The following is a 13,140-nucleotide window of genomic DNA, read 5'->3' as shown; positions in this document are numbered from 1 at the left end:
CTTATCTCTCATTCCTGAGCGGTTCTACGAGGAATCTAAATAATGGGAGGAGATGCTCCTATGGTTCCAAAAAGAAAAAAGCAAAAGCATGGATTCCCGATAAAAAATCTCGGGAATGACGAGAGAGGGAGGTCGTCACCCCTGAATGGTTCTGCGAGGGGTCCACAGTATTTAAAGCATTTGGATTCTCAATAAAGGACTTCGGGGATGACAAATGATGTGGATTTCCGACTGAATTTTGGGAATGACGAAAGAGAGAGTTCCTCGACTTTTCTTTTCCCTCTCTGGGGGGAGGGTGAATCAACTATAAAAGGGGCTCTGCCCCCTTATAACCTCCTGAAAAATAACAAACAAAAGATAAGGACCCACTGGGGGAGGAAAGGCATCTTCCTCAGGGTTCGTAGTAACTGTGATAAATGTCAAGAAATGGATGATAGAATTTCCACACCTCCGGAAGCGAAAGTCCTTGCCAGGGAGTATTATCTTCTGCCATAGCATTCATGCTGGGTGAGAAACTTCCTCATATCAGAGGAGACAGGGAAAACGCTTCTTGGTGAGGACTGTCATAGAGGATGATAATGCCCGGATACCTCAAACTTCAGGGATAAAATTCTCGAGTTTATTATCAGTGAAGCTGTAGTGGAGTAAACAAAAAAGAGACTCTTTATTCCTTGATATATCAATGTTTTTAAATTATAGCTGTCAAAGTCAGGATAAAGAGACTCGTTTCCTTATCTCCAGTTGGAAAAAAAATGAAAGAAACAACGCTGCTTGTGGAGGTGTCTTTTCCCCTCGATATTCGCAGTTAAGATAATCGTATCGATAACTCCGAGCGCAGGGCCGAACAGAATAAAAAGCATTGCCACAATTTTTGCGGCTGACCGCAATGATAACAAATTGTCGATACAATTTAGAGAAAAATGGGGAAGATACCTATAAACATGATTTTAAAAAGTCAAATGCTTTTCGGCCACTTATCTCGTGTCTTCCTTCAAATAGGTCAGTTTCGAATCTCTCCGGGCATCCCAATAGTTCGTACACCCTTTTTACCCTTGATACAGCAAATTTAGTGGCGTTGATGGGAAATATGTTATCTTTCGTCCCGCTTTCTACTAACAAGTATCTCGGCGCTATTAATCCTGCTATGTCATACATCTCAGCATATTTTAATATACCTGGTATATAGTTGCATTCGCAGTGATATACTGAAAGTATGCTATCTTTGAAGGTGTTCAGGTACCCACTGACTACGGCACAGTTTATCCTCTCATCCAGAGCAGATGAAAATAGAGCACTCATTCCCCCACCTGATATACCCATAACACCTATGGATGTCTTCATGACTTCTTTTCTGGTCTCGAGGTAGTCTATGGCTCTCATTACGTCCCAAACTCTCATTCCCAGAACCGTTTTACCTAATAACATGGCCCAGAAGGAAACTTTTCGGCAGGATGATTGGTATTTATCCCTGGCTATATCTTCGGGTTCTCTCCTTTCTCCAAAGCACACCTGCTCAATAGCGAAGGTAATAAACCCATGCCTTACAAGAGAAATCCCAAAATCTTTCTGGTAACCGTCAGCGATGGTTCTCTCTGTTCCATCTTCCCATATGCCCACGATATCGTCCTTTCCATATCCATGGCCATGAAGGGCTATTACCCCTGGTGCTGGAAGATTTATTCTTTTAGGCACCAGTAGATAACCTGTCACGCTTATATCAGGTGCACTGTTAAATATTATCTTCTCCCTGGTATAATCTTCAAACCCCTTTTTTTCCACTATTTCTGGCTCCAATGGAACTCTTTCCGGAAACCCTCCTAAAAGCTCAATTAATTTTTCTTTTAATCTCTCTCTCCAGGCTTCCCATTCTTCAAGAGTTTCAGCTTTAAACTCATAAGCTCTGGGCTTTTCATAAAGGGTCAAAAACGGCTGAAGAGGGCGTAGATTTCTCATAACTAAACCTCCTTTTTAAAGTTTCTCATTTTTATATAATTCAGTGAACGGGAAGCCATCCAATTAATCAATCAACACTCCCCGCTGGCCAAGGTTGAGTCCTGCTTTCCTGCGGCCACACAACTTTAACATGAGGTAAGTCCCTAGCGTCAAGACAAGTAAACTACTGATTTAAATGTCTATTTTCCTATTACATCAGTTTATTGTGGCTACCAGATACAGAACCCTCTTTCCTCATCCTGATGCAAGTTGTATTATATTACTACTCCAGACCTCGTTGGGTTCTCTCATTTCTAAATATTTTAATAAGTAAAAGTATTCCTTCTTTTCCGGGATAATAACACGAAGAGCGAAGGAGTTCCATAAGCTCACACTGCCTATATATCAATATCAGAATATTCATTAGCTCTATAGTTTTTTTGAGTCATTCAAGTTCTGTATTAAATTTACTTTTTTAAACAAAAAATAAGGAGGGTAATGTGAATGTTCAAGCTTTATTTTAAGATGGGAGGAAAAGAACAACGTACATGTAGCATGAAATAAAAAAATAACTACAGAGTATCAATATTTTTGATTGTTTTTTTAAAAGTAGAAAGGCCCAATATAATAAGCAAAATTGTAAGAATTTTCAAATTTACTTGACATATACAAAGCTTTATGGTATTTCTAGAATCAGAAATAATTATATTTGCTATTTTATATCAAATTTTTTTATATCAAATTTTTTGATATTTTTGCAGAAAGAAGCGTAGATATAACCATGAAAGAGCGAACAGGAAATATTCTGGTTCTTAATAGTGGGCAGGACGCTAGGATTCTAAAGGCGTTATCCACAGAGCTTCGAATTCGTATTCTTGAACTTCTTAATGGTAAGAAGTTAAACGTAAGCGAAATCGCCAAAACCCTGGGAATCCCTCAATCTACAGCAACTGTTAACATTGGGGTTTTAGAAAAGGCCGGTCTTATAAAAGTAGAAAATGAAAAAGGAGAAAGAGGATCACAAAAGGTTTGTAGTGCACAGTACAGCGAAATTATCATAAGTTTTCTCTCAACAACTGAAACAAGTAACAGAATTGACGCCATTGAGGTGGAAATGCCGGTAGGACTTTACACTAAGTTCGAAATCAATCCACCATGTGGTTTGTGTTCCCCTGAGAAAATCATTGGTTTTTTGGATTCACCTGATTCCTTCTGGAGCCCCGAAAGAGTTAAAGCTGGCCTTCTCTGGTTTGGCAAGGGTTTCGTCGAATACAAGTTTCCTAACAATGCCCTTTATAAGGGAAAGCCACTTCAAAAAATAGAAGTGATAATGGAGCTCTCTTCTGAAGTGCCGGGGACCAATAAACACTGGCCCTCGGATATCACTCTATGGGTAAACGAAATAGAAGTTGGTGACTGGACTTCTCCGGGAGATTTTGGAGACAAAAGAGGTCGTTTTACTCCTCTATGGTGGAAATTGGAAGGTTCTCAATATGGATTATTGAAGACCTGGATTATCACGGAAGAAGGGTCGTTCGTTGACGGGGAGAAAATTTCCGAAGTGTGTCTTACAGATTTGCATATTTATGATCACTCTTCTATAAAAGTTCGAATTGGGGTTAAGGAAAACGCTCAAAATGTGGGGGGTATCAATATTTTTGGGAAAGGCTTCGGGAACTATGATAAAGATATAGTTTTGCGTCTATATTTTTAGGTGTAGCGGGAGAGAACAATTTGGAAAAAGTGAGAATCCAGATAAATATTACGCAACCTCAGGCACTGCATCTATAGAGCAATATAAGCAGAAAAAGCTTGAAATGGAAAATTTACATTGAGGGCTATAATGAAAGATCTTGGGAGCCTCGCCTCTATTGGTAGAAAAGCGGGCTAAAACATAGGTAGGCTTAAGGGAGCTAAAGTTTAAATTGAATATTGCTCAAAACTGTAATTATCCTGGGCTATAGGGGAAATCTCTCTATCGCCTCTAAAAAGAAAAATACAAGAACATTAAAAAGCAAAGAACTATCGAGGGAGCCAAGACCTTTCTCAGTAGACCATGATTTTTGTGGTTGACTATAGACCAAAGGGGCTCAGGTTATGGGTAAATGATAAAGCTATAGTTTTTTAGTTTAAAAATGCAGAGGTTTTGGAATTTGCGAAAACCTCGGGTTTTAAAAAGGAGGTGAGGGCCGCTTTTGTGTAGTGGGAATAATTGTGGAGATATGTAAAGAATCTGTAAATTTATACGTGGAGGTGAATTAAGTGAAAAAAGTTTCATGTTTTTTAGCTATTTTGACTGTAGGGTTGCTTATTGGTACAGCTGCCCTGGCTCAGGAAGAGTACATGCCAGGGGTTTCGAGAAATGAATTGATAATTATCGAAAATCCGGATGGCAGAGCTACTGATCCAGATAACTTCAATATATGGGCGCCTGGAAGTCCGTCTTGGAGTCGCGGTCTCCAGCAGATATCAATGGATACTCTATGGTATATAGACCCGGATGAAGGAATAGAGGGTGATCCGTGGTTAAATTCTCTGGCTGAAGAACCACCTATCTATAATGAAGATTATACCGAGATGACAGTAAAATTGAGACAAGGGATATACTGGAGCGACGGTGTTGAGTTCACAGCAGATGATGTTATTTTTACAGTGGAAACGCTAAGAGCTCATCCAGAAATGAACTGGGGTCCACAGTTCGAAATATATGTTGACGAAGTGTACAAAACAGATGATTATACTGTGGTGTTCAAGCTAAAAGAGCCAAATTCCCGTATGCATTCTACTTTCACCGTTAGATGGTCGGGTTGCTATATTATGCCCAAACATGTTTTTGAGAACGCTGAGGATCCAGTAAGTTTCAAGTTCAATCCTCCAATAAGCTTGGGTCCGTATGTCTCAGAGTCTTACGATCCGGCTGGATATTGGAACTTATGGAAAAGGAGAGACGATTGGGAAAGGACAACTTTAGGAAAGCTCTATGGAGAGCCAGGACCTAAATATGTCTTGTATGTGGGGCTCAGCCAAGAGCGCAGGATTCTAGACCAGATGAAACATGAGCTTGATATAATTCATGACCTGTCTCCAGAAGCAGCTATTTCCTTAATTGAAAAAAACCCTTATGCTATAACCTGGTTTGAACAATTCCCCTGGGCTCATCCTGATCCCACCCTCATAGCTATACTGCTGAACAATGAAAAATATCCTTATAATATTCCTGAAGTAAGATGGGCACTTACTCTTAGCCTGGATGTGACTGAAATAGCATTAGCTTCTTATAACGGAGCTGCTACTCTCTCATCCATTGCTGTACCACCCACAGGAAATCATTTGACATGGTATTTTGAACCATTGCAATCATGGCTCAAAGACTTCTCTATTAATGTAGGAGGAGAAGAATTCCATCCCTACGACGACACAATTCCATTTCAACTTGCTGAGAGAGCAAAAAATCAATTCGGTTACGATGTTCCAACTGATGAGGATAAGATCAAACAATCCCTGGGATATGGATGGTGGAAGTATGCTCCTGACGTAGCTGCAAAACTTCTTGAGAGTCAAGGATTTACTAAAGATAGTAGTGGTCGGTGGTTATTGCCTGACGGAGAGCCATGGCAAATAAGAATAATATGTGAAGCTGAGGGGCGGCCAATAATGACCAGAGGTGCAACAAAAATTGCCGAGCAATGGAAAAAATTTGGAATAGATGCAGAAATTCAAGGTGTGAGTACAGCAATTCTCTGGCCCAACTACTTAACTCCCGGTAACTACGATGTAGCTTATGCCTGGAATATTGAAACCTGGGGAGGTCATCCGGATCTTTCTTTCTTCTTAAGAACCTGGCACTCTAACTTCTATAGAAAAAGCGGAGATGCATCAGCGGGCTCTAACTATATAAGGTATCAAAGTGAAGAGCTGGATAAAATAATCGAAAATCTTCTGAAAATAGACTTTTTTGATTATGAAAAGACTATTGCTCTAGGCCAAGATTTTCTGAAGTTGATGGTTGAAGATATGCCTGAGATACCGGTTATGTCTTATAACGTTTTTACTATTTGCGATGAATATTACTGGACGGGATATCCCACTTCTGATAATCCTTATACTAATCCTGTTCCGAACTGGGCAAATAGTAAATATATGTTCCCGAAACTGAAACCTACAGGTAAATAGAAGGACTAAGGTTTCTCCTGCCTATGAGCCTACAGGCAGGAGAAACCTTTATGGTTTAAGAAACCCGGGGTGATAAAAGACAATGGTTAGTGGTAAAGTTGTTGGTTATGTTATCGGTAGGATTTTCCAATGTTTAGTAGTTATTTTTATTAGCACTACCGTGGTTTTTATAATTCCCAGAATGGCAACGGATATGAGCCCGATTGAAAGTGCCATAAGCAGAGCGATGGCTCAAGGTCAATATACCGATCCGAGGGCAGTTGAACAACTACGAAATACTTTGGAAGTGGCGTATGGGCTGGAAGGAACAGTTTTTGACCAGTATATTAAGTTTTGGGGAAATATACTTAGAGGGGATTTAGGACCTTCTTTTTCTTCTTTTCCAACACCAGTTATGGATTTAATAAGGAACTCTCTTCCCTGGACAGTAGGTCTTTTATTGGTTACTACTGTATTGTCCTGGGTTATAGGTAATATACTTGGTGGAATTGTAGGATGCAATAGGAACAAAAGATGGGCTAAGGGTTTAGAAGTAACCATAAATGCCCTCCGACCAATACCCTATTATATTATGGCTCTCTTGCTTTTGATTGTTTTTTCTTATATTTTGCCACTATTCCCTTCTGGTGGCGCTTACCCCATTGGTACTGTTCCCCGAAGGGATTGGAGTTTTTTTGCTGATGTTTTGAAGCATGCTTTTTTGCCGGGGCTTTCTCTCCTTTTGGTAGGAATAGGGGGATGGTTTCAGGGAATGAGGACTCTTGTTTCTCATATAATGGGAGAGGATTATGTAGTATATGCTAAACTCGCCAACCTGAATAAAAAAGATGTTTTTAGCAATTATATTATGAGAAACGCTATGTTACCTCAAATTACTGGGTTGGCTTTGCAGCTGGGGATGATTTTTAGCGGGACTCTTATTACTGAGATAGTGTTTAACTACCCGGGGTTAGGTTTGTTATCTTATAACGCTATATTAAGGTCTGATTATAACTTAATAATGGGGGTAACTATTTTATCAATTGTGGCGGTATCCTTTGGGACTCTTATTATTGACTTAATATATCCTTTACTGGACCCCAGGATAGCTTATTAGAACGTGGAAAAGCACAATGGTTAAGAGTCTTGTAGGGGAATTGGTCAAAAGAGACACAAGGTTCAGAACAGGTTTTATCTTGATGATAATCATTGTTTTTATGTCTATACTTTCTTTTTTCTCTCCAGTAGATCCGTATTCGACCTATTATGCACCGGTTAATCGCCCACCCAGCTTAAAGTACTGGTTGGGAACAGACTCAAGAGGACAAGACGTTTTTTGGATGATGACTTTTGCACTTAAAAATTCGATTGTTTTTGGATTGATTGCTGCTGCGGTTTCAAGATTAATAGCTTTACTTTTTGGAACTATTTCGGGATATATAGGAGGGAAAACAGACAGTGTTTTAATGATAATAAATGATAGTTTTATCACTCTCCCTGTTCTTTTGGTAATAATCTTAATTGGTATGGTTTTTAGAAGACTTTCTTTTTTTCCTCTGGCTATAGTTATGGGTTTACTTGGTTGGCCATGGGATTCTAGATTATTCAGATCTCAAATTTTAAGCCTGAAAGAAAGAAAGCTGACTTATACTGCTCGGTTTTCAGGTATGAGCACTTTTAGCATAATTTTTAAAATATATTTTCCCCATCTTGTTCCTGTATTTTTGTCTACTTTTATTAATAACATGATATGGTCTTTGGGACTTGAAGTGACCTTGTCAGTTTTGGGGTTAACTAATTTGCAGCTTCCCACTATTGGCACTACCATTTATTGGGCAAACCAGCATCAGGCTTTGATTTTAGGTGTTTGGTGGTGGTTAGCTGCTCCTATAGCTGGAGCAATCATATTGTTTACTGCTCTTTATCTTCTGTCGGTAAGCATAAATGAGTACGTAGATCCAAGAATTAGATACCAGCAAGGGAGTTTTTAATGTGAGTTTAGTAGAGATAAGTAATCTTTCTGCTCACTATCTTCAAAGGGGAAAAAAGGTTAGAGCAGTAGATGAGATCAATCTCCAGATAGAAAGCGATGAGATACTTGGAATAGCCGGGGAATCTGGATGTGGTAAATCCACGCTACTAAAAACAATTTATGGGTATGTTGAGCCTCCACTGTATGTGGAAAAAGGGGAAGTAGGGTATAACTTTAGTAATTTTAGTGTAAATAATATTTTTTCTTTATCAAGTTTATCTTCTATTAAATGGAAAAAAATTTCCTATATTACCCAAGGATCTATGAATGCTCTCAATCCGGTACAGAAGGTCCACAGGTTTTTTTTAGACCTCTGGAAAGCACATGGGCAAAATTTAAGCTTGAAAGGTTTTGAGGAGCTCTTAAGGAATCGCCTCTCGTACTTGGGACTCCCTGAAGAAGTTTTAGAGCGTTATCCCCATCAGCTTTCTGGCGGAATGAAACAAAGAATTGTAATAGCTGCTTCAAGTTTATTTAATCCTGAAGTGATTTTAGCTGACGAACCTACTTCAGCTTTAGATGTGGGAGTTCAATTAGAAGTGTTGGGTTTGTTTATGAAAATTCAAAAGGAGAGTAAAAATACAATAATAATAGTATCTCACGATATGTCGGTGCTGGTTAATTTGTGCTCTAGGGTTGCTGTTATGTATGCAGGAAATATAGTCGAAGTGGCAGATACTAGAGCTTTGTTTAAAAACCCTTTACATCCCTATACCAAATTGCTTATAGAATCGCTCCCCAAAATAGGTGGTGGTAAAGAGTTGAAAGGAATACCAGGTGCTCCTCCCAATTTGGCTTTTCCACCAAGTGGGTGTAAATTTCATCCTCGATGTCCTTTTTCATCTGCCCTATGTATTGAAGAAAATCCGATTTTAGCTGAAGTTTGTGAAAATCACCAAGTGGCTTGCCATTTGTCTCTGAGGAATGAGGAAGTTGAAGCAGAACAATAAACTTATAGTCAATGATGTAACCAAAATTTTTTCGCAAAGAATTTTCCTTTCAAGGAAGTATTTTAAAGCAGTTAATAAAGTTTCTCTAGAAATGAATCTGGACATCCCAGAGGTATTTAGTTTGGTAGGAGAAAGTGGAAGTGGGAAAACCACTTTGGCAAACTTAATACTCAACATTATCGAACCAGATGAGGGAGACATCTTTTTCAAGGGTAGAGATATTACCAAAATGAAAAGCAAAAAAGATAAAATGGCATTTATGAAAGATGTCCAACCTGTTTTCCAGGACCCTTTTGAATCATTTGATCCCATGAAAAAAGTAGAAGTATTTTTGTATGAAACTGTTTCGAATTTCGAAATTGCCAGAAAAAGAGGTCAAGCAGAAGCTATTATTGAAAAGGCGTTAGGAATGGTAGGGTTGAGCTTTAATGAGGTTAAGGGAAAATATCCTGGTGAGTTTTCTGGCGGACAACTACAGAGAATCGCCATAGCTAGATCTCTTGCTGTGGGACCTTCTATATTAATAGCGGATGAACCTGTATCCATGCTGGATGCTTCCTTAAGGATTTCTATTGTAAATTTATTTAAAGCTTTAAAAGAACAACAGAATTTGAGTGTTTTGTATATAACCCATGATTTAGCCACTGCCTACTACGTAAGCGATAGGATAGGGGTTATGTTGAGGGGGAATCTCGTGGAAGTAGGGAAAGCAAAGGAAATTCTGGATGAGCCTTTACATCCTTATACTCAGTTTTTGAAACAATCTGTACTTGAACCCGACCCTGATAAAAAGAAGCTAGACATTTTGCAGAAACAGGAAATTTCGGCCACAGAAGTAGGCGAATATCAGAAGGAGGGCTGTAAATTTTCAGGGAGATGCCCCAAAGTGATGGATATATGCCGAGAGAAAGAACCAGGGTATTATGAATCGCCGGAAAAGGAAGTTATGGTCAAATGTTTTTTGTATGAACCTTCGTAGGAAAACAATGAAGCCGAATAATTCTAAAGAGAGGTGTTAAAGTGGCAAACAATAAAAAATCAAAGATGTATGTGGACAGAAACTTTACAGTGGGAAAAGTCTCAGATATGCTTTTTGGTTCATTTATTGAGCACCTTGGTAGAGCAGTTTATACCGGTATATATGAGCCTGGTCATCCCGAAGCGAACGAGAGAGGTTTCAGAAAAGATGTCATAGATTTAATTAGAGAATTGAATGTTTCCATCGTTCGCTATCCAGGGGGAAACTTCGTTTCTGGATATAACTGGGAAGATGGAGTTGGGCCAATGGATAAAAGACCTAAAAAGCTAGATTTAGCGTGGCGATCGCTCGAGCCCAATGAATTTGGCACCAATGAATTTATAGAATGGTGTAAGTTAGTAGGGGCAGAACCTAGGATGTCTATAAATTTAGGAACCAGAGGGATAGATGAAGCCCGTAATTTTGTGGAATACTGTAATCATCCAGCAGGGAGCTACTACAGTGATTTACGAAGGAATCACGGATATGAAAAACCTCACAGTATAAAAGTGTGGTGTCTGGGAAATGAAATGGATGGTCCCTGGCAAATTGGCCACAAGACGGCAAAGGAATATGCTCGTTTAGCTGAAGAAACAGCTAAAGTTATGAAAATAGTAGACCCGGGTATTGAGCTGGTAGCCTGTGGAAGTTCCAACTGGCATATGCCCACCTTTGGAGAATGGGAAGCTACCGTTCTTGAACACACCTATGATTATGTAGAATATGTGTCTTTGCATACTTACTATGATAATGTGGAAGATGATATTGAAAACTTTCTAGCTAAATCTCTGGATATGGATTCCTATATAAAATCAACCATAGCGATTTGCGATTATATAAAAGGCTGCAAAAAAAGCAATAAAACTATAGATATTTCTTTTGATGAGTGGAATGTGTGGTTTCATTCCCGAGAGAAAGATAAGGAAGTAGCACCCTGGACAATTGCTCCTCCTCTTTTAGAAGATATCTATACTTTTGAAGATGCGCTGCTTGTGGGGTTAATGTTGATAACTCTTCTAAAGCATGCCAATAGAGTAAAGATAGCATGTTTAGCTCAATTAGTTAATGTTATTGCTCCTATTATGACCAGGAAAGGCGGGGGAGCGTGGAGACAAACTATATTCTACCCCTTTATGCATGCTTCAAATTATGGAAGGGGAGTAGTTTTACAACCCATTATATCGACTGATACTTATGATACAAAAGACTTTAGCGCTGTTCCGTATCTTGATGCTATTCCCGTTTTTAACGATGAAAAAGATGAGATAACCGTATTTGCTGTTAATAGAGCGCAGAGCAAAATGGATCTGGAGTGTGAGTTAAGAGGATTCGAAGGATATTCTGTTCTTGAACATATAGTTCTGGAAAATAGCGACCTTAAGGCAGTCAATACCGAAACAAATCCTTTTAATGTTAAACCCCATAGCGGGGGAGGTGCCCGCATTGAGGGAGATAAAGTAAGTGCCGAGCTTTCTCCTCTATCCTGGAATGTCATTAGGTTAGGGAAAGGGTGATTTACTAGTTTTTAAGGCAGGTTTATAAATTAAAATTCATGGAGTGCGGAGGAAATCAGGCGATTAAAAACTCTTAAGTATTGCGAGTGTATTGATTTTAGTGGTTCTGGTGATTCCTCTTGCCTTTGTTGGTGATTTCTATCCTGAATATACCGTAGGATCAGTGACTTTAACCATGTAGATCTGGACTAGTGATGAAAATTATTCCATTGAGGAATTTCAGAAAGTCTATCCTGGTATCAAAGTTCAACGGGAAAACTTTGGTGTTCACTATACCAAAGCTCAAACTGCGATATCAGCGGGCCCAGACCTACCAGGTGTGTGTCTTTGTTCCCCAGTATACGGATCTGGGAGCGTTTCAGCTCATAAATGAATGGCTGGACAGAGAAACTTTCGTCAAACTCTATAGAGAATCTGCTCTTGTCCGGTGTAATCTATGGGTTTTTGGTGGATTGCTCTGGTGTGGCAAGCCGGTGGAAAGTTTTTTGACTGTAAAGATGGTAATTGGTACATTAATTTCACCAACTCCGCAGCTCAGGAAGTTTTTGAATTCTGAGGAGAGCTGATAGATTAAGGCGTATAAAGTTAGAGATGTGGTGGACTCCTGATTGGTACAATTCTTTGAGGGAGGTAAAATGACGGCAGTTATATTAAAATGCTGGCGACCTGATTCTGTAGGTCTTTGAGGAGTTGCTCTCCCACCTCAACGGGATCCCGATGATCCTCATAATGGGTTTACAGGCGGATCAGGTTTTTTTAACTTCTCATTCTAAGAACCCTGGAGCAGCAAGCTATATTTGTGCACTGGCTGAATTCTCATCTGAATGAAATGTCTGTGTAAGTCCAGTAATGGTTTCTACCAGATACGAAGAAGTGGTAGATGAAGTAAGTGGACCAGATGAGTTCTTTGGAAGATAGAATGCAATTGAAATCCTCTGGGAAGCTCACAAAATGGTTGACACAGCTTTTTTGTTACTCTCAAACCTTGACGAAAGTTATGGTTTTACTTAAGTAAATTTCCTGTGTTTGGCAATATGAATTTGCAGCATTCCGGAAGTTAATTTTTGCAGCACCTTTAATTCCAGAATTAACAGTTCATAGTAGAATGAGGTAAAAGGTAACTTGGTCCGGAAAAGACCAATAAATGACTGTGGTGAATTAAATGTCAATGATTGCGGCTGTTATTTTCTCATCATAAAATATTTTATTCCACTTGCTGAATTCCAAGTTTGTAGTAGTTTTTATGCTGTACTTTTTAACTTCCGCTGTGCTGTATTTCTATTCTACCAAACACAGTCATTCTTCTTGTGTCATAAAAAAGAGCCCTGGAATATTCCTCGTCTATCAACCTCATAAGGAGGAGATTATATTCACTTTCTTCTCTTGCCTCGTAATAATAGGAAGAGGAAGGAAGTCCTATAAGCTCACATTGTCTATATAGCTCCGCTTCTAAGTCTTCTCGCTCTTTCTCAGTCTTTGCTCTTTTATCACTAAATATGGAGGGTAGTTCTTCAAGTAGTTGTTTCTTCCATTTCATTATCT

General features: G+C 39.1%; 9 protein-coding genes and 2 pseudogenes. 8 read left to right on the top strand and 3 right to left on the bottom strand.

Annotated elements, in window-relative coordinates; translation table 11 throughout:
* Window positions 1-933: 933 nt before the first annotated feature.
* The gene (locus GXZ17_RS08360) at window positions 934-1,953 is read right to left on the bottom strand and encodes an alpha/beta hydrolase family protein (RefSeq protein ID WP_409376831.1); all 1,020 of its coding nucleotides are present in this window, start codon (window positions 1,951-1,953) and stop codon (window positions 934-936) included.
* 760 nt (window positions 1,954-2,713) lie between these two features.
* Between GXZ17_RS08360 and GXZ17_RS08355 the strand changes: the two genes are divergently transcribed.
* The 8 genes from GXZ17_RS08355 (at window position 2,714) to GXZ17_RS08320 (ending at window position 12,164) form a co-directional block, all read left to right on the top strand.
* Complete coding sequence (locus GXZ17_RS08355; RefSeq protein ID WP_409376830.1) at window positions 2,714-3,646, top strand: ArsR/SmtB family transcription factor; 933 nt, start codon at window positions 2,714-2,716, stop codon at window positions 3,644-3,646.
* Window positions 3,647-4,194: 548 nt separating this feature from the next.
* On the top strand, window positions 4,195-6,105 hold the full coding sequence (locus GXZ17_RS08350; protein WP_409376829.1) for an ABC transporter substrate-binding protein: 1,911 nt from the start codon (window positions 4,195-4,197) through the stop codon (window positions 6,103-6,105).
* 82 nt (window positions 6,106-6,187) lie between these two features.
* Window positions 6,188-7,201, top strand: coding sequence for an ABC transporter permease (locus GXZ17_RS08345; protein WP_409376828.1), 1,014 nt, complete (start codon window positions 6,188-6,190; stop codon window positions 7,199-7,201).
* A 16-nt stretch (window positions 7,202-7,217) separates the two neighbouring features.
* On the top strand, window positions 7,218-8,075 hold the full coding sequence (locus GXZ17_RS08340; protein ID WP_409376827.1) for an ABC transporter permease: 858 nt from the start codon (window positions 7,218-7,220) through the stop codon (window positions 8,073-8,075).
* 1 nt (window position 8,076) lies between these two features.
* Complete coding sequence (locus tag GXZ17_RS08335; protein WP_409376826.1) at window positions 8,077-9,066, top strand: ABC transporter ATP-binding protein; 990 nt, start codon at window positions 8,077-8,079, stop codon at window positions 9,064-9,066.
* On the top strand, window positions 9,050-10,045 hold the full coding sequence (locus GXZ17_RS08330) for an ABC transporter ATP-binding protein (RefSeq protein WP_409376825.1): 996 nt from the start codon (window positions 9,050-9,052) through the stop codon (window positions 10,043-10,045). The genes GXZ17_RS08335 and GXZ17_RS08330 overlap by 17 nt, the downstream gene beginning before the upstream one ends.
* Window positions 10,046-10,110: 65 nt before the next feature.
* The gene (locus GXZ17_RS08325; protein WP_409376832.1) at window positions 10,111-11,598 is read left to right on the top strand and encodes an alpha-N-arabinofuranosidase; all 1,488 of its coding nucleotides are present in this window, start codon (window positions 10,111-10,113) and stop codon (window positions 11,596-11,598) included.
* A gap of 191 nt (window positions 11,599-11,789) precedes the next feature.
* Window positions 11,790-12,164, top strand: a complete 375-nt coding sequence (locus tag GXZ17_RS08320) for a hypothetical protein (protein ID WP_409376824.1) — start codon at window positions 11,790-11,792, stop codon at window positions 12,162-12,164.
* Between the two features lie 521 nt (window positions 12,165-12,685).
* On the opposite strand, the pseudogene GXZ17_RS08315 reads toward GXZ17_RS08320, so the two are convergent.
* Both GXZ17_RS08315 and GXZ17_RS08310 read right to left on the bottom strand, forming a co-directional pair.
* Window positions 12,686-12,846, bottom strand: a pseudogene (locus GXZ17_RS08315) (ATP-binding protein); the annotation flags it as partial.
* A 46-nt stretch (window positions 12,847-12,892) separates the two neighbouring features.
* Window positions 12,893-13,140: pseudogene (locus tag GXZ17_RS08310) on the bottom strand (IS3 family transposase); the annotation flags it as partial.

It is taken from the genome of Candidatus Sordicultor fermentans (assembly GCF_012728195.1).
Classification (GTDB): domain Bacteria; phylum Atribacterota; class Atribacteria; order Atribacterales; family Caldatribacteriaceae; genus Sordicultor; species Sordicultor fermentans.
Note: the sequence above shows the minus strand (reverse complement) of the source record. Positions and strands in the feature narration are given on the sequence as shown.